15 protein-coding genes and 1 pseudogene are annotated in these 17,084 nt (G+C 46.5%); 6 read left to right on the forward strand and 10 right to left on the reverse strand.

What is annotated here, in order from left to right; translation table 11 throughout:
• Positions 1-130: 130 nt before the first annotated feature.
• From BM200_RS17620 to BM200_RS17640, 5 genes are all read right to left on the reverse strand, one after another.
• Positions 131-1,597 carry a sensor histidine kinase gene (locus BM200_RS17620; RefSeq protein WP_091187790.1) on the reverse strand — a complete coding sequence of 489 codons (1,467 nt, stop codon included), beginning with the start codon at positions 1,595-1,597 and terminating at the stop codon, positions 131-133.
• The gene (locus BM200_RS17625) at positions 1,594-2,271 is read right to left on the reverse strand and encodes a response regulator transcription factor (RefSeq protein WP_175532909.1); all 678 of its coding nucleotides are present in this window, start codon (positions 2,269-2,271) and stop codon (positions 1,594-1,596) included. Before BM200_RS17625 ends, BM200_RS17620 begins: the two co-directional genes overlap by 4 nt.
• 129 nt (positions 2,272-2,400) lie before the next feature.
• Entirely contained in the window at positions 2,401-3,093 is a 693-nt protein-coding gene (locus BM200_RS17630) for a metal-dependent hydrolase (RefSeq protein WP_091187793.1), read from the reverse strand.
• A 12-nt stretch (positions 3,094-3,105) separates the two neighbouring features.
• Positions 3,106-3,990, reverse strand: a complete 885-nt coding sequence (locus BM200_RS17635) for a VOC family protein (protein ID WP_091187795.1) — start codon at positions 3,988-3,990, stop codon at positions 3,106-3,108.
• Between the two features lie 218 nt (positions 3,991-4,208).
• A complete protein-coding gene (locus BM200_RS17640; protein WP_091187797.1) occupies positions 4,209-4,985 on the reverse strand; it encodes a Cof-type HAD-IIB family hydrolase in 777 nt (258 codons plus the stop codon).
• Positions 4,986-5,201: 216 nt separating this feature from the next.
• Between BM200_RS17640 and BM200_RS17645 the strand changes: the two genes are divergently transcribed.
• Positions 5,202-6,131 (forward strand): manganese-dependent inorganic pyrophosphatase, encoded by a 930-nt coding sequence (locus tag BM200_RS17645; RefSeq protein WP_091187799.1) that lies wholly within the window; start codon positions 5,202-5,204, stop codon positions 6,129-6,131.
• Positions 6,132-6,333: 202 nt separating this feature from the next.
• Here the strand turns inward: BM200_RS17645 and BM200_RS17650 are convergent, their stop codons facing one another.
• Together BM200_RS17650 and BM200_RS17655 are read right to left on the reverse strand one after the other, a co-directional pair.
• A complete protein-coding gene (locus tag BM200_RS17650; protein WP_091187800.1) occupies positions 6,334-6,837 on the reverse strand; it encodes a GNAT family N-acetyltransferase in 504 nt (167 codons plus the stop codon).
• A 112-nt stretch (positions 6,838-6,949) separates the two neighbouring features.
• Complete coding sequence (locus BM200_RS17655; RefSeq protein WP_245773067.1) at positions 6,950-7,438, reverse strand: C40 family peptidase; 489 nt, start codon at positions 7,436-7,438, stop codon at positions 6,950-6,952.
• A gap of 292 nt (positions 7,439-7,730) precedes the next feature.
• Between BM200_RS17655 and BM200_RS17660 the strand changes: the two genes are divergently transcribed.
• The 5 genes from BM200_RS17660 to BM200_RS30440 all read left to right on the forward strand — a co-directional run bounded on the left by BM200_RS17660 (position 7,731) and on the right by BM200_RS30440 (position 15,040).
• Positions 7,731-8,207, forward strand: a complete 477-nt coding sequence (locus BM200_RS17660; RefSeq protein ID WP_091187802.1) for a MarR family winged helix-turn-helix transcriptional regulator — start codon at positions 7,731-7,733, stop codon at positions 8,205-8,207.
• Positions 8,208-8,210: 3 nt separating this feature from the next.
• Positions 8,211-9,938, forward strand: a complete 1,728-nt coding sequence (locus tag BM200_RS17665; protein WP_091187804.1) for an ABC transporter ATP-binding protein — start codon at positions 8,211-8,213, stop codon at positions 9,936-9,938.
• A gap of 53 nt (positions 9,939-9,991) precedes the next feature.
• The gene (locus tag BM200_RS17670; protein WP_091187963.1) at positions 9,992-11,812 is read left to right on the forward strand and encodes an ABC transporter ATP-binding protein; all 1,821 of its coding nucleotides are present in this window, start codon (positions 9,992-9,994) and stop codon (positions 11,810-11,812) included.
• 779 nt (positions 11,813-12,591) lie between these two features.
• Positions 12,592-13,878: an IS110 family RNA-guided transposase gene (locus tag BM200_RS17675; protein WP_091187806.1), complete on the forward strand. Its 1,287-nt coding sequence runs from the start codon at positions 12,592-12,594 to the stop codon at positions 13,876-13,878.
• Positions 13,879-14,383: 505 nt separating this feature from the next.
• Positions 14,384-15,040 carry a hypothetical protein gene (locus BM200_RS30440; protein WP_245773068.1) on the forward strand — a complete coding sequence of 219 codons (657 nt, stop codon included), beginning with the start codon at positions 14,384-14,386 and terminating at the stop codon, positions 15,038-15,040.
• Between the two features lie 71 nt (positions 15,041-15,111).
• Here BM200_RS30440 and BM200_RS17685 read toward each other — a convergent pair whose 3' ends face one another.
• From BM200_RS17685 to BM200_RS17695, 3 genes and pseudogenes are all read right to left on the reverse strand, one after another.
• The gene (locus BM200_RS17685) at positions 15,112-15,495 is read right to left on the reverse strand and encodes a hypothetical protein (RefSeq protein ID WP_091187808.1); all 384 of its coding nucleotides are present in this window, start codon (positions 15,493-15,495) and stop codon (positions 15,112-15,114) included.
• A 248-nt stretch (positions 15,496-15,743) separates the two neighbouring features.
• Positions 15,744-15,986: pseudogene (locus tag BM200_RS17690) on the reverse strand (VOC family protein); the annotation flags it as partial.
• Between the two features lie 127 nt (positions 15,987-16,113).
• Entirely contained in the window at positions 16,114-17,007 is an 894-nt protein-coding gene (locus BM200_RS17695; RefSeq protein WP_091187810.1) for a LysR family transcriptional regulator, read from the reverse strand.
• Positions 17,008-17,084 lie beyond the last annotated feature (77 nt).

The following is a 17,084-nucleotide window of genomic DNA, read 5'->3' on the forward strand; positions in this document are numbered from 1 at the left end:
AAAACTTATTGTATAGGCTGATTCTGATGACAATCTTAACGCTGGCTGAAAGAATGCTGAATGTCTGGATGGGCATAGAAAAAAGGCTATCCCTCATCTGTGGCATGAGTAGATAGCCCTTAACAAATAGTTAGGCGAGCGGCAGTCTGATCCGAAACGTACTGCCTGATCCTTGAACGCTGTTAACCTGGATAGAGCCTTGATGTATCTCTACCAGTGATTTGGTTATGGCAAGACCAAGACCTGCACCGCCGCTTTTGCGTGTGCGTGACGATTCGCTCCGGTAGAAGCGCTCGAACAGGTGGGGGAGATGCTCTTCTCCGATGCCGGATCCGTTGTCTGTCACGGTTATAACGGCTTCCTCATCCTCCGTATACAGTTTAAGAGACAGTACGCCGGCTGTCGGATCGGTATGCTGAACAGCATTAAGGAACAGATTCAGTACAGCCTGCTTGAGTTGATCGGGATGTCCGGACACCTGGATATCCGAAGAGTATATGTTCAGGCTACATTTTCGCTCCCCTCCCAGCAGACGTAGCTGGGGCTCCATCTCTAGTAATAGCTGGTCTAATCGGATATCGACCCGTTCGGGTGCCGGAGCTTGATCCAGCTTGGCGAGCAGCAGCAGATCCTCGACAAGCTTATTAATGCGTTTCGATTCCAGCTGCATGCTGGTTAAGGCTGAGCGAAGTTGATCGGGATTTGCGGCTGCGCCTCGAAGCAATACCTCAATAAAACCGTGAATAGACGTAAGCGGCGTCCGCAATTCATGGGAAGCATCCGCGATAAACTGTCTCATGCGCTCGGTGGTTTGCCGTTCTGCCTCAAAGGAATGGTCGAGACGCTCCAGCATCCCGTTAAAGGCGAATGCCAGCTGATCCATTTCCTGCTGTCCCTGATTCACAGGCAGTCTCTCGCTGAGGTTTGCGGCATCGGTCTGACTAACCGTCTGAACCATGCGGGACAACGGTTTGAGCGTACGTTGAAGAAGCGGGATGTAGAAGGAAAGACCGGCGGCCAGTGCAAGCACAGACAATCCGATAAAGATGGCAAGCTGGGTCATCAGGATCTGCTGCAGGGAAGCGGTATCCGTTCCGGCCTGTATAATCCCGTCCGGGCGGCCGGGAGGTCCCGTTACATGAAAGACAACAAGCTGCTGCGTGCCTTCGCTGTCCGTCATGATCCGGTAAGCTCCATGCTTATTGGGCCGCTGAATCATCTCCTTATATTGACTTGCAGATAAGGAGGGTGCCTTCAGTCCGTCCTTATTGGACAGATCCGTGAATTCCCCCTGGGAATTAATCGATGCAAGGGACAAGCCCGGCTGATAATAAAAAGGTGATGGAACAGGAGGCTGTCCTGGCGGAACAAAACCGGGCTTTCCGCCATCACCGTCCATGAGGCCGCCCTTGAACCATTCATAGGGCAGAGAGATCAATTGCGCTTCCAGCGCTTCTGCTTTATTTTTATACTGGAAATCCTTCATCAGCATATATTGCAAAATCCCGATCATAAGCAGAAGAGCAGCCAGCACAAACAGGGAACGCTGAAGAAGCTGAAATCGGAGGGAGCGGGGGGACCAGACGGATAGCCTCATGGCAGATCCATCCGGTACCCGACTCCACGGAGTGTACGGATAAGCCGGTGCTCCTTGTCGCCAAGCTTGTCCCGCAGTGAGCGGATATACACCTCAACGATATTTTCTTCTCCGCCAAACCGGTAGCCCCATACACTGTCCAGAATTTGCGCTTTGCTCAGAACAATGCCGTTATTCAGGACAATGTACTTTAGCAGCGCATATTCGGTAGGGGAGAGCTCTAATGTCTGCTCCTGGTAAATCAGTTCCTTCTTCAAATCGTTAATACGGAAAGGGCCATATGACGCCTCTCCCAGCAGACTTGGGAACTGGTTGCGAAGCCGGGCTTTAATCCGGGCAAACAGCTCTTCGAAGCTGAAGGGCTTTACTACATAATCATCGGCACCAAGGCTTAAGCCTTTCACCCGGTCCTCGATCTCATCCTTCGCGGTAAGCATAATGACAGCAACGTTCGCTCCGGTGTCTTTGACCGCCTGGCATACTTCGTAGCCGTTCATCTCCGGCATCATGACGTCCAGAATAAGAACATGGGGCTGAAATTCCTTAGCAAGCTGCAAAGCAGCTGCACCGTCCTGCGCCGTACGGATGTCGAACCCTTCATTTAACAGTCCCAGCTCAAGAAACTGTATAATATGCGGTTCATCATCGGCCAGCAATAATCGGATTCCGTTCATAATTGTGTTGCACCTCTTTTGTATTTCAAATCATTGTCTACTTATTATTAACGTTTTTAGCAGCATTTTCATTAATGGAAAATAAAAAAGCTGCCTTCCGTAACGGGAAGACAGCTGATGTGCTTTTGATTAGATAGACAGCTTCTGGCCTGGCTCGAGAAGCTGGCCTTTTAAGCCTTTTGCCTCCAAAGCTTGAACGAAGGCTTCCGCATCCTGGCGGATAATCGGGAACGAATTGTAATGGACCGGAATAGTCAGCTTGGCGCCAAACCATTCGGCTGCCTGAAGCGCGTCTTCAGGACCCATGGTGTAGTGATCGCCAATCGGAATAAGAGCCACGTCAATGTTATGGCGGTCGCCAATCATCTTCATATCGCCAAACAAAGCTGTGTCGCCGGCATGAAGGATCGTCTTGCCGTCCACCGTAACAATATAACCGCCCGGCATACCGCCATAGATAATACGCTGCTCTTCCGCGATCGTAATGCCCGAGCTGTGGAAGGCTTGAATCATCTTCGCTTTGGCGAAGCCCAGATCAACCGTGCCGCCGATGTTCATGCCAATGGTCTCAAGACCTTTCCAGGACATGTAGGTGGCCAGCTCTACGTTGGCGACTACAGGAGCATTATTCGCGCGGGCGATTGGCTCCGCATCAAGAATATGATCCATGTGGGCATGCGTCAGAAGGACGGAGTTTACTCTAATATCTTCCGGCTTGGTTACAGCCAGTTCATTACCTCTGAGGAACGGGTCGATAACAAGCGAGTTGTCACCTGAGGTAATTTGGACACAGGAATGCCCGTGAAAAATAATATCGGTCATTATAGCAGCTCCTTAACTGTTTTGTTGGACAAGTCTCGTGGTAAGTTTAATGCGTACGCTGGACGGATCGGTGACGTAGGCAGCGCCGTCCTGCTGCTGAACAGAAATGCCTGCGGCAAGAAGCCGTTCAAGGACCGAGGAAAGCTCGGCGGAATCAGGGAAGATGATGGTGAAGTAATCAAGACCCGTAGATTGAGGGGATGGAGCGGGGGCTCCGATTCCGGCCCATACATTAAGCCCGATATGGTGATGATAACCTCCGGCCGATATGAACAGTGCTCGCATCTGGGTGTAGTCCCCGACAATATCAAAGCCAAGCAAGCCGTTGTAGAATGCCCGTGATTCCGGAATGCCCACGGTATGCAGGTGGACATGACCCATAACGGTCTCAGGCGGCAGACCTTTCGTTATATCTTCTTCGCCAGCCTCCTGCAATAGACCTTCCCAATCGATTGGATCTGTCGCCATCACATAATCGCCGTTCGCATCACGTTTCCATTCGGAGCGTGGCCGGTCAGCATAGATTTCAATCCCGTTGTTATCAGGGTCGGAGATGTACAAGGCTTCGCTGACCAGATGATCCGCTTGACCGATAGGGATGCGGTGGGCAACCAGCCGTTTTAGGGCCAAACCCAGCTCTTTGCGGTTAGGAAGCAGCAAGGCGTAATGGTACAGCCCGGTTGTTCTTCTCCGCTCCGGTGCAATGATGGCATCCGGTATTTGCTCAAGCAGAACGAGAGCTGTCTTGCCATCAGCAGTCAAAACGGCTGTAAGGTCGGTCTGCTCCAGAATCTTCAGGCCTACAACCTCGGTATAGAAGCGTAATGATTGCGCAAGGCTGCTGATATTAAGCTTTACAGCGCCAAGGACGGTATCTGGATGGATGCTTATGGACATGATGAAGCCCTCCTTCTCTTGGTTACTTTTCGTAAATTAATATAGATAATATATTTAGTGTTGTCAAGTTATGGGTTCGTGAAGGCGGTGACTAGCGTGGGGGCCGGCAACTGGTTAATGCGTCATATGTACCTGAGTTAGTTTGGGATATTCTAGCTATTACGATACAACTGCCTGAAAAAAATAAAACCCGCGGAATCCGCGGGCTGCTCAATGAATTATTTAATAAGGCCGGCATGCACGAGACCGTTGCGGATCCCGCTGTCGCTGACATCAGTAGTAATGTAATTCGCGTATGGCTTCAGCTCTTCAACGGAGTTGCCCATTGCGATGCCGAGGCCAACAACCTCCAGCATTTCTTTATCGTTCAAGCCGTCGCCAAAAGCGACAGCTTCTTCCGGCGCAATGTTTAACAGCTTAAGCAAGGCTTTGATGCCTTGTGCCTTGGAGCCGTCGTTTGTAAGAACGTCCATTGCGGTATCGTGCCAGCGGATAAAGCGCAGACCCGGATTCGCCGATGCGTATAGATGTTCTTCGTCAGCGGTACAATGCAGGAAGATCTGATAGACGTCTTCGTTCTGCCAGAAGTTCGGATCAAAGCCTGGTTGCGCAACGCGCAAGGAAGCTACGGAATTAAACACATGCGGATGAGATTCGGTATTTCGGTAGAAAGAATCATGACCTTCGAACACAAGAGTGTGGCTGTTTGTAGAAGCATGGTTAACCAAGATTTCCACGTCTTCACGCGGAATAGGGCGCCGGTAGATCGCTTCTCCTTTGTACACCACATACGCGCCGTTTAGGCTGACATAAGAATCAATACCAAGCTGCTCGGCAATCGGAGCGAAAAAGTATGGCGCTCTGCCTGTAGCGATAACAGCAGGTACGCCGCTTGCTTGCAGGTCGCGGATCGCATCGATCGTATCCTGCGGTATTTGTTTTTCTTCATCCAATAACGTGCCGTCGATGTCAAAGAAAGCAATTTTATATGGCATAAGCTTACCTCTCCCATTCCTATTTACGGTTTCATCTTTATATGGACGTACTATACCATCGATTTCCGTTGTTAGGCAAGCTTCAAAGGCTGGAAGGTTCAACAACTTGATGTGAACATTTTGCATTAATCGGTGTAAAGAAGTAGGAGTTAAACGCATTATGCGATATAATCGTATGTGGGTTTCTATTATCGGGAAATAAGGAGAATGTACGCAATGGAAAAAACATTGATCTTCGGGCACAAAAATCCGGACACAGACACAATCTGCTCCGCGATTGCCTATGCGGAATTGAAAGCGAAACTTGGTTTTGACGTAGAAGCAGTACGCCTTGGCGACGTAAACGGCGAAACACAATATGCACTGGACTACTTCAAAACAGAAGCTCCTCGTTTTGTTGAGACCGTTGCAGGTGAAGTGAACAACGTCATTCTGGTCGACCATAACGAGCGCCAGCAAAGCGTTACTGATATCGAGAAAGTACGTGTAGTCGAAGTGATCGACCATCACCGTATCGCTAACTTCGAGACTGCAGGTCCTTTGTACTTCCGTGCTGAGCCTGTTGGCTGCACAGCTACAATCCTTAACAAGCTGTACAAAGAAAACGGCGTAGCGATCCGCAAAGAAATCGCAGGCCTGATGTTGTCCGCTATTATCTCTGACTCCCTTCTGTTCAAATCGCCTACTTGCACAGACCAAGACGTAGCAGCAGCTCGCGAGCTGGCTGAAATCGCTGGCGTTGACGCGGAAATTTACGGTCTGGAAATGCTGAAGGCGGGCGCGGATCTTCGCGACAAAACAATCGAGCAGCTTCTGTCGCTTGACGCGAAAGAATTCTCGATGGGCAGCGCAAAAGTGGAAATCGCTCAAGTAAACGCCGTTGATACAAACGACGTATTGGTTCGACAAGCGGATCTGGAAGCAGCAATCAACGAAACCATCGCGAAAAAAGGTCTCGACCTGTTCGTATTCGTTGTTACCGACATTCTGAATAGCGACTCGATCGCACTTGCTCTGGGTGCCAAAGCTAACGCTGTTGAGACAGCTTACAACGTAACGCTGGAAGGCAACAAAGCGCTTCTCAAAGGCGTTGTGTCGCGTAAATCGCAAATCGTTCCGGTTCTAACCGAAACTTTGAGCAAGTAATAACAGCTCGAAGTTTGCTGGTTCTAACCGAACCTTTGAGCAAGTAATAACAGCTCGAAGTTTGCTGGTTCTAACCGAACCTTTGAGCAAGTAATAACAGCTCGAAGTTTCTGGTTCTAACCGAAACTTTGAGCAAATAATGCGCTATATAATAGAAGAAAGAGGTTGTCCCTGGTGGACAACCTCTTTCTTTTGCTCTCGCTTATTTCAATCGCAGTACCATATTTTCCTCATCCCAGTATTGATCGCCGGCCTTCATGGCATTCCGTTCAATGCCGAATACCTCAAATCCGCAGCTGGCGTATAGGGCCTTCGCTGCGGCATTTTCCGAAATCACGGTCAGATTAATCTGCTCGAGCCCATCCAGAGTAGAAGCTTTTCTCACCAGCTCTGCAACCAGCCGCTTGCCAATCCCTTGACCGCGCGCCTCCGGTGCAACATACATCGCATAGATGTTTCCTTTGTGAATGATTTTGGGCTTGAATTCCCTGACGAAGGTCACACTGCCAACAAGCTTGCCTGCCTGAAAGGCGCCTAATGTAAACCGGCCATCCTCGGGCTTCAGCTGTTCACGGATTTCCTCAATGGGTCGTGCAGCTTGAATTTCATAGGTGGTAAGGAAAGCTTCGGGATTGCCCAGCAGGGATTGCAGCCGGAGCTTGTGGGATAGTTCCGCGTCACTTTCATTTAGTACTCTAATCTCCATCGTTTCCCCTCCGAATGGCTTATGCTGAAGTATTCTGTGCATCAAGTCTGCAATCCTCCGTCCAAACAAAAAAAGGGCTGAGCATCATCGCTCAGCCCTTTAATCTATTGTTTTAGCTCACTACGCGGCGCGCAGTCACATATTTATTCGCCCAATAAGAGCTGTTCATGTCAGTTACCGTTATGCCTTGGCTTGAAGAGCTGTGAAGAATTTTTTTCGAACCGGCATAAATGGCCACATGGCTGATGCTGATTCCATTCGTCTTGAAGAATACAAGATCGCCCGTGCTCAGTTCCGTCTTTGGAACCTTTTTGCCTACCTTAGCTTGCTCTGCTGCTGTACGAGGGAGGTTAACATCGAGCCCGGCGAACATGAATTTAGTGAAGGACGAGCAGTCAAAAGCATATGTAATGCCGACAGGGGCACCGTATTTGTAAGGTACGCCTAAGTAGTTTTTACCTTCGCTGATCAAGGCCAATGTTTTTTCTGTTGCAGCATTTGCATGATCGGTTGTTGTTGCAAGAGTGAAAGCCGAAGCGGCAATCGTAGCAAGTAAACTTAAGCTCATTATTTTTTTGAGGGATTTGAATTTGTTTTTCATGGTTGTATGGTTTCCTTTCGCTTGTAAATTCATCCGAATATAGATTCCATCTTGACTGGATTTACTATACCACATCCGAAACAGCATAAAATTTCCCAATTAGAGAGAAAGGTCAATGAATTGTAAAGAAAGACACCTTTATGAGAATTAAATGAGAATCCGTTTAGAAACGCTCTCATGAAAGTCTTATCATATTGACGGCTGAAGGATCGGTGCCATATAATTAGGTTGCCTATTATTATTAGTGCTAAAATAATTGGTAGCTTACATAATTAAAGGGTGAGGTGATCAAATGGCCGGCGGTGGAGAAGAGACCGCAGCGCGGAAACTGATTGAAGTGTTTATGCTGTTCAATAAGATGAACTGGAACCATCAGCCGCTGGATCTCAAACAGAAGCATAGTGAGCTTCGGCTGCTAGTTGTAATCAAGCGTATGGGCAAAGGGGACAAAGAAGGAATAAAAGTATCGGAATTAAGCAAGTTTCTTCGCGTAACCTCGCCAACTGTCACGCAGCTGCTTAACCAGTTGGAAGAGATGGGGCTTGTTGTTCGCAAAGAGGACCCAAAAGACAGAAGAGCGGTCCGTGTCTTTCTAACAGAAGAAGGCGATTTAACCGCCAAGAAAGCATTAAAGGGATTTCTAGATCGGATGAACGGCTTAATTGATTATTTGGGCGAAGAGGATACCGAAGAGTTGATCCGTCTGCTCAAGAAAACGACGACTTATTTCGAACAAATGAATCTGAACGATTCAGGTGGAGATGATTAATTCATGTTGAAATTATTCCGCTATTTAAAGCCGTTTCGGCTATTAGTAGTTGGTGTGTTAGTATTCGTCTTCCTGCAGACGCTATCGGACTTATATTTGCCGACCTTGATGGCTGATATTGTGGATAAAGGTGTTTCGCAGGGCGACAGGGCTTATATTTGGAAAATTGGCGGTTACATGCTGCTTGTTGCGGCAGCGGGCGGGATTTGCTCGGTGCTGGCCAGTTATTATTCATCAAAGTCCGCCATGGGGTTTGGGCGGGATGTCCGTACCAAGGTGTTCAGGCATGTCGAGAATTTCTCGCTGCAGGAATTTGATAAGATCGGGACTGCTTCACTGATTACCCGGACTACGAATGATATTACGCAGGTTCAGCAAGTGCTCATTATGATCTTGCGGATGATGATTACCGCGCCGATGATGTGTATCGGCGGTATTATTATGGCGATTTCGAAGGACGCGAAGCTGTCGCTTGTTTTTGTAGTTGTTATCCCGGTGCTGGCGGGAGCGATTTTCCTGGTTGTCCGTAAAGGCATTCCGCTGTTTAAGGCGATGCAGGTGAAGATCGATAAGCTGAATCTGGTTCTGCGCGAAGGTCTGACAGGGATTCGTGTAATTCGCTCGTTTGACCGGATCAGCTATGAGAATAAAAAGTTTGATGCAGCAAACGCGGATCTGACGGATACAGCGGTTCGTGTAAACAAAATTATGGCGGTTCTTATGCCGCTTATGATGCTCATTATGAACATTTCGACCATTGTCATTATCGCAATCGGCGGTATCCGTATTGACAATGGCAATATGGAGATTGGCTCTTTGATGGCTTTTATCCAGTACGGCATGCAAATTATGTTCTCGCTTCTGATGATGTCGATGATGCTCATTATGATTCCGCGTGCACAGGCATCGGCTGTACGTATTAATGAAGTGCTTGAAATGATACCAACATTGTCTGACAAAGACGTAACGAAAAAGAACAACGGCAAAGAAGGCTACGTTGAGTTTAAAGGGGTTACGTTCAGCTACCCGGGTGCCGAGCAGCCGGCATTGTCAGATATTTCGTTCCAGGCTGGACCCGGTGAGATAACCGCAATTATCGGCGGTACCGGAGCGGGCAAATCTACGCTGGTCAGCTTGATCCCCCGTTTCTATGATGTAGATGCCGGTCAAATCATCATCGACGGCATGGATATAAGAGACATGTCTCAAGAGGATCTTCGTCACAAAATCGGTTTTGTTCCGCAAAAGGCCGTTCTGTTCACCGGAACCGTGGCGGAAAATATCCGTTACGGCCATGAGGATGCTACGGATGAGGATGTTGCACATGCCGCGGCCATTGCGCAGGCTTCCGAATTTATCGGCAAAATGGAGCAGGGCTACGATTCGATGATCGCGCAAGGCGGAAATAACGTGTCCGGCGGTCAGAAGCAGCGCTTGTCCATAGCCCGCGCATTAGTGAGAAGACCGGAAGTCTATGTGTTTGACGACAGCTTCTCGGCGCTTGACTTCAAGACGGATGCGAAGCTTCGTGCGGCACTGAAGTCTGAAGTCGGCAATGCAACGGTTATGCTTGTCGCGCAGCGCGTAAGTACGGTCATGGATGCCGACCGCATCATCGTTCTGGATGAAGGGCGGATTGCTGGAATCGGCAACCACAGGGAACTTATGCAAACTTGCGAGGTTTACAAGGAGATTGTATCGTCGCAGCTGTCTGAGGAGGAGATCGCGTGAGCCAGCAAAAAGGAAATGGCCGACCGCCCGGCGGTCCCGGCAAAGGACCTGGCATGGGAGGACCCGGCGGGTTCGGGATGCCCGTGCAGAAGCCGAAAAATTTCAAAGGAACACTATTTCGTTTAATGGCTTATTTGAAGCCGCATCAAACCAAGCTCATGCTGGTACTGCTTACAGCAATACTTAGCACGGTGTTTAGCATCGTGAGCCCGAAAATTATGGGTAAAGCGATGACGAAGCTGTCCGAAGGCTTTTTTGGCAAGCAGACCGGCGGACCGGGGATTGATTTCGATGCGATCAATCAAATTTTGGTTATTCTCGTCGTCCTGTATCTCATCAGCTCCGTGTTCAGCTATATCCAGCAGTATTTGATGGCGGGCGTAGCGCAGAATACGGTTTATGATTTGCGCAAGCAGGTGAATGCGAAGTTTAACCGGCTGCCGCTTAAATATTTTGATTCCAAGTCTAACGGTGAAATATTAAGCCGTGTCGTGAATGACGTGGACAATATTGCCAACACCCTGCAGCAGAGCTTAACTCAGCTGATTACATCGGTCATTACATTGGTTGGTATTATTGTCATGATGCTCACGATCAGCCCGCTGATGACGTTAATCGTCTTCTTGACGATTCCGGTGAGCTTGGCCGCAACGGCTGTTATTGCCAAACGCTCGCAAAAATATTTCGTCAAACAGCAAGCGGAGCTTGGCAAACTAAACGGCCATGTGGAAGAGATGTACACCGGCCATAAGATCGTTAAAGCATTTGGCCGTGAGCGCCAATCGATCGAGAAGTTTAATGAAATGAATGATCAGCTCTATGATGCCGGCTGGCGTGCTCAATTCATCTCCGGTATTATTATGCCAATCATGAGCTTTATCGGTAATATCGGCTACGTCTTTGTCAGCATCGTTGGCGGTATTCTCGTAACGAAGCGCGCGATTGAAGTCGGTGATATTCTGGCTTTTATTCAATATACAAGACAATTCACCTGGCCAATTACGCAGCTGGCGAATATTTCGAACGTTATTCAATCAACAATCGCTTCTGCGGAACGCGTATTTGAAGTTCTGGATGAGGAAGAGGAAGTACCGGAGGCTAATCCGGCGAAAACCATTGCACGTCCGAAGGGTTCGGTGCATTTCAATCATGTGAAGTTTGGCTATACGGCTGACAAGACTTTGATCGATAACATGAACATCGACGTGCTGCCCGGTCAGACGGTTGCCATTGTTGGCCCAACAGGTGCAGGTAAAACAACGCTCGTTAACCTGCTCATGCGGTTCTACGAACTGAACGACGGGAAAATTACGATCGACGGCATGAACATTACGGATCTGAAACGCAGTAATTTGCGCGGCATGTTCGGAATGGTGCTGCAGGATACATGGCTCTTTAACGGAACGATCCGTGACAATATCGCTTATGGACGTGAAGGAGCAACGGAAGAGGATGTTGTAAACGCAGCTAAAGCCGCGCATGCGGATCACTTTATCCGGACGCTGCCGGATGGCTACGATACGATTCTGAATGAAGAAGCGTCCAATATTTCGCAAGGGCAGAAGCAGCTGCTTACGATTGCCCGGGCAATATTGGCTGATCCGTCCATTCTGATTCTTGACGAGGCAACCTCCAGTGTCGATACACGAACAGAGGTCTACATTCAGAAGGCGATGGGTCATCTGATGGAAGGCAGAACAAGCTTCGTTATCGCTCACCGCTTGTCGACGATCCGCGACGCCGATCTGATTCTTGTGATGAACCAGGGTTCGATTATCGAGCAGGGCACACATGAAGAGTTGCTTGTGCAAGGCGGGTTCTATGCGGATTTGTATAATAGCCAGTTTACGGGGAAGGCAATCGAGGCGGTGTAGGGTAATGGCTTTGGGAGAGGGCACTTCGGAAGCCTATGCTTTCCTCCATAGATACAAACCCTCCATCCCCTTACACCACGTATGCCCAAACAAAGCCTGCCCCCGCTCGTGGGGGCAGTAGAAGAAAGAGAAAGCGCTGTTTATTGCGCTTTCTCTTTTTATTTGAGTAAAATAAATTCCTCAATTGGCATGATATTTCCGTGATCATCATTAATATATAAGTTCCGGAGTTCCTGACGTAAAACAATTTTCAGTCTTTGTTCTCCTCGATATTTCATCATGCATCATCTCCGAAACTAACAACAATTTCAGTCGAGTCAATGACATCTGAACGAATTGCTCCCTCCTGTTTGATACTTGTCGGATGACAAGAACATTATCTCATTAAGGGCCGCGATTTACGCGGCTTCTTTATGTTATGGGATCAAGTTCTTGTCACAAGATAATGACAAGAACTTGATCTCATTCCCGACAGAACTGATTTATTGTATTTATGTAAGCTTATAGAAGCAATCATGTCATTAACATTTTTCAACGATGAAGACAATTGGACATCGTCTTTTTTTGAATTCATCTTAATCGAAACTGTGCAAGATCAATTGGTATTCTCAAAGTGGGGTGACACTTTAATATGGCACGATTTATTAAGCTAACGGGCAGCATTCCTATTATGAAGAAATACAAGATTTGAGAAACAAAAAGACTCCTTGGTATGATGTATGTGGGTCCCAGATGCTGGCCAGCGACCGGATCCAAATACAAACCAAGGAGAGTACAAAATGAATTTTACTCAAAATGAACGCATTAATCAAATCACTTCTTCTACATTAATTGTCGGTGTCGACATTGCAAAGTTCAAACATGTGGCCCGAGCGCAAGACTACCGCGGAGTCGAACTGGGGAGGACAATTACGTTTGAAAATAACCGAGAGGGCTTTGAATTGTTCGTTAGCTGGTTTCATAAAATTGCGACGGAGCAAGGGTTTAAGGACGTCGTTGTTGGCATGGAACCGACCGGCCATTACTGGCTGAACCTTGCGTGTTTCCTGCTAGAACAACAAGTTTTATGCGTCGTGGTTAATCCGTTACACGTGAAGAAAAGCAAAGAATTGGACGACAATTCGCCGACCAAGAACGACATTAAAGATGCCAAAGTCATTGCACAGCTCGTCAAAGACGGAAGATACGCCGTACCTAATCTGCCGCAGGGCATCTATGCCGAACTTAGGGAAGCGATGAAAATCCGCGATCATCTGTCCACTGACCTGCGTGTGGTGCAAGGCCGCGTTCATAATTGGTTGGATCGGTACTTTCCTGAGTTTCTCACGGTGTTTAAGGATTGGGAATGCAAGTCTGCACGCCAGATGCTCGGTCTTTGTTTGTTGCCGTATGAGCTGGTTTCTCAGTCAGAGGAATCCCTGCTGAGGCATCTCAGAGAGGTTGCCAAACGCGGTCTTGGTATAGAACGTATGAGGAGTTTGAAAGCAGCCGCAAGCCGATCCGTGGGTATAAGAGAAGGTGCAGCATTAGCAAAACTAGAGCTCAAGCTACTGTTAACACAGTACGAGCTGCTTGAAAGTAAGTTTGAAGAACTTGAAGTAAAGCTGGATGAGCTCCTGGAGCAAATCCCTCATGTGAAGCAATTACTGGCCATTAAAGGAATTGGTCGGGATAGCATCGCTGGTTTTCTCGCTGAAGTTGGTGACATTGAACGTTACCAACATCCTAAGCAAATTATTAAGCTGGCGGGCTTGAACCTAAAAGAAAATACCTCGGGTAAACACAAGGGACAGACGAAGATAACGAAGCGCGGTCGTAAGCGACTACGAGTGCTACTATTTCGCGTCATGATGCCACTGGTAGCAAAGAATTGTGCTTTTAAGGCATTACATCAGTACTATACAAAACGGCCAACCAATCCATTGAAAAAGATGCAGTCACTCATTGCGCTTTGCAGTAAGCTCATTCGGATTCTCTTTGGTGTCATAAAAAAGGGGCATTGGTTTAGTGAAGAAAAGATGTTGCAGGATATCCCCCGGTTCACGGAAGTATCGTTAGCAGCTTAGATTCACGTTTTTCATAGAAGAAGAAAGCCAATACAAAGTTACAGACAAATGAAGCACGGATGAGTCGGAACAAAACTAACATACGGACGAAGATCCTGTCGGGCAGCATATCCGACCTCCACCTCATGGATAGGTTGAATGAAGGAATGTGGGAGCGTAGACTCTGTGAGACATGGGAGGGTTGACCGCCATGAGCCAATGTGGAGATCCAAAGGTGCGACCATACATTTCCGAAATAGCCACTTTTTTAATGGAGTGGTTTAGGAGAGTGTATTCTTGCCTTTTATTCGCCCCAGAATTTACATCATCTTGAACTTCATCCCATCCACTTGTTGTTTTGTAGTTGTAGAAACACGTTATAATTCTACGAAAGCAGGAGCATTTAAGAGAAAAACGATTCTCCATAGAGGGAGGATAGTTCCAATTATGCTAAAATTAGGTTTATGGTGTATCGTTTTAATCTAAGAGCCATTAAGTATGAATTTTTACGGAGGTTTGGATATTTATGTTTCAATGGCTAGTGGAAATTGAAAAGCCTAATCTAGATGAAAGTATTTATCAAAGCTCCTTTCAAATGAAGAGGTTTGAATCCTCCTTGGAACCAACTGACATCAGTGAAGTGGGACAACTATTTGCTGCATATTCTGTGATAATTGGCTCTGATGCAATGACTCAAATTCCAACACCAAATGAGACTTCAATCAACCTAATTAGTACAGAAATCATACCGCATTATACAAATGTTAAAGGTGTTTACAATGACGGTGTGCTGCAAAGGATTAATGTAAGGGGATTAAAGCCAACTTCAAAAATGATTATAGAAAATAAGCTTAAAGACGGGATTTATCCAGTTGTAACAGATTTATATCGAAGCGATGACTTGAACCTGGCAACTTGGAGACGGAGTTTAAAGTATTTTTCTATTCGAAAAGAAGATATTATCCCACTAATTACTCGTGAAACTGAAAAGTTGCAACACTTTTTCCAAAACACATTTTTTGCTGATACAGGTTCTGTTTTTCTATCTCCCACAGGATGGCTTCTAGAAGAGAAATTACGTGAATCTGTCGCTATTCGTACTTTCGTTGTTTTTGCAAGTTCTCTTGTTCTCGTAGTTGATGAAGGCGATAATCGCATTGTCGGGCTTGATATTTACGCATAACCGATTAATCTAAAGAGGAACTTTAGTTCAACAACAAAACAGCTGCCGGCAATCATTCGGCAGCTGTTTATTCATAAGACTTCATTAACCTTAATGGCTTCGATTCTATATTCACACAGCTCTAAAAACGAACCTAAATCAAAGAGGAAGAGCTTGATTTCGTCGTATCTCTGGCTCTTACGTATAGTAAGGAATTCGAGAAAAATTAGCGTATCAGCTACTTGATGTGTTTTAAGTTTAAAAGCCTTAATTCTTCTATCTTCTCCCCAAGTCCAAAAAGATGCTAAAGAGGAAACCATGTTGGAATCTATGTCATCAAGCGGTTTATGAGTCTTTATTTCGATAGTAAATATTGTTCCCTTCTTATGTATGAAGTTGGGGGATTGGTAATATTTCAGTATCCCTGTCCACTCAAATTCTTTGTCTGTATAGTAGTCAAAATTATCTTTAGTCATCTTTTTGCCCCTTTATTAGCCCATTAATCAGATTAAATTACATCATCTAACACAATTCAATTTAGCATGCATTGTTTCGCTTTTATACTGGATATTTTTATCATCTGTGATTTCAACTAACGAGGAACGATAGTTCAACAGTGTGTATTTCTCAAAAAAAATGAAGAACCTAGATAAAATGAAGAGACCATAGCTCGTTGCTATGGTCTCTTTCTATGAAGCGCTCAGTAAATCATTTCAACTATCCGTCAACGTCTACCGCTGAACCGTTTGATCGCTTCCTCGGTCATCGGCGTGAAGAGGTTAACCAGATTGCCGTCGGGATCGCGAAACAACACAGTGCGGTTCCCCCACGGCATAGTGGTTGGTTCCTTTACCCACTCATCAACAAACGACTTCAAGCGCTCGTATTCGGCATCGACATCGTGGACGCGGAACTCGATGATGACAGTGTGATTGTCAGCCGCCACTGCTGAACCAGCGCCGAAATTTTCTTTAGACAATTGGAAGCCAATCTCTACTTTGTATACTTTAAAAGGCGACTGATCATACCTTTTCTTTAGTTATTCGGGGTACTGCGATGTTTTGAGAGTATTCTGTAATGCGTAAAGATGCACATTATTGGATCCGATCCTCAGATAAATACAGCTCTCTTGCAGTCCGAATGAAGAGTTTCACCCCGTGCGAAGACTCCTTTAAAGAAGGAACAGCCAGGTGAATCTCTCTAACGGGTTGCGGATCAATTGTCCTGACGCGAACATTAGGCGGCAGTGACGATAGTGACAAAGATGTTCTCGAAACGATCGAGACGCCAAGCCCTTCTTGAATCATACTCAACGCCGTGTTTATGTTGTGGCCGTTATATTTGGCGTGCAAAGTGGTTCCGAATTCTTTGAATAACTCGATAATCGGCGTTACAAAACCACCTTGGCACACAATCATAGGCTCATTATCTAAATCCGTTATATGAATTGTTTGACGACTTTGCAATGGATGATCATCCCGGTGGACCAGACATAATTCATCACGAAAGAAAGGAATCGTTTCAAGTTCGTTGCATGGCGGAATAATCCATCCGACATCGATTATTCTGGATTCTAGCCATTTTTTAATCTCTTCGATTGTCCCTTCAAACAGTTCGAATGTCAGCCCTGGGTGTTTCTCCCCAATGATTCGCAGTATTTTCGGCAAGAAGTGCGCGGACACAATTGGGAATACACCAACACGAACGGTGCCAACTTCAAAGCCTTTTTCAGCGGTCACCTCCTGCTCAACCTTATTAAATCCATTTAAAATCTCTCTGAATATGACAAGCAGGCGCGCGCCAATATCGGTAAGATGAATAACCCCGTTTCTTCGTTCCCGTATCATGAGAGTAACTCCTAATTCTGATTCAAGTGTAGAGATGGCGCGGCTTACAGCAGGTTGCGACATATGCAGTTGTTCCCCAGCCTTGGTAAAGCTACCGGTCTCAACGATCTTCACAAACAATATGAGTTGAGAAATATTCATAACAAATTTGATATCCCCTTAATGACAATAATGCATTTTATTTATTTTTTGAGGTATTGTACCATAAGTGAACACCA

The organism is Paenibacillus catalpae (assembly GCF_900112695.1).
Lineage (GTDB): Bacteria > Bacillota > Bacilli > Paenibacillales > Paenibacillaceae > Pristimantibacillus > Pristimantibacillus catalpae.

Excerpts from the sequence above, each read along its gene's own strand:
- BM200_RS17620 (WP_091187790.1), bottom strand. The coding sequence starts at position 1,597 with ATGAGGCTATCCGTCTGGTCCCCCCGCTCCCTCCGATTTCAGCTTCTT.
- BM200_RS17625 (WP_175532909.1), bottom strand. The coding sequence starts at position 2,271 with ATGAACGGAATCCGATTATTGCTGGCCGATGATGAACCGCATATTATA.
- BM200_RS17630 (WP_091187793.1), bottom strand. The coding sequence starts at position 3,093 with ATGACCGATATTATTTTTCACGGGCATTCCTGTGTCCAAATTACCTCA.
- BM200_RS17635 (WP_091187795.1), bottom strand. The coding sequence starts at position 3,990 with ATGTCCATAAGCATCCATCCAGATACCGTCCTTGGCGCTGTAAAGCTT.
- BM200_RS17640 (WP_091187797.1), bottom strand. The coding sequence starts at position 4,985 with ATGCCATATAAAATTGCTTTCTTTGACATCGACGGCACGTTATTGGAT.
- BM200_RS17645 (WP_091187799.1), top strand. The coding sequence starts at position 5,202 with ATGGAAAAAACATTGATCTTCGGGCACAAAAATCCGGACACAGACACA.
- BM200_RS17650 (WP_091187800.1), bottom strand. The coding sequence starts at position 6,837 with ATGGAGATTAGAGTACTAAATGAAAGTGACGCGGAACTATCCCACAAG.
- BM200_RS17655 (WP_245773067.1), bottom strand. The coding sequence starts at position 7,438 with ATGAAAAACAAATTCAAATCCCTCAAAAAAATAATGAGCTTAAGTTTA.
- BM200_RS17660 (WP_091187802.1), top strand. The coding sequence starts at position 7,731 with ATGGCCGGCGGTGGAGAAGAGACCGCAGCGCGGAAACTGATTGAAGTG.
- BM200_RS17665 (WP_091187804.1), top strand. The coding sequence starts at position 8,211 with ATGTTGAAATTATTCCGCTATTTAAAGCCGTTTCGGCTATTAGTAGTT.
- BM200_RS17670 (WP_091187963.1), top strand. The coding sequence starts at position 9,992 with ATGGGAGGACCCGGCGGGTTCGGGATGCCCGTGCAGAAGCCGAAAAAT.
- BM200_RS17675 (WP_091187806.1), top strand. The coding sequence starts at position 12,592 with ATGAATTTTACTCAAAATGAACGCATTAATCAAATCACTTCTTCTACA.
- BM200_RS30440 (WP_245773068.1), top strand. The coding sequence starts at position 14,384 with ATGTTTCAATGGCTAGTGGAAATTGAAAAGCCTAATCTAGATGAAAGT.
- BM200_RS17685 (WP_091187808.1), bottom strand. The coding sequence starts at position 15,495 with ATGACTAAAGATAATTTTGACTACTATACAGACAAAGAATTTGAGTGG.
- BM200_RS17695 (WP_091187810.1), bottom strand. The coding sequence starts at position 17,007 with ATGAATATTTCTCAACTCATATTGTTTGTGAAGATCGTTGAGACCGGT.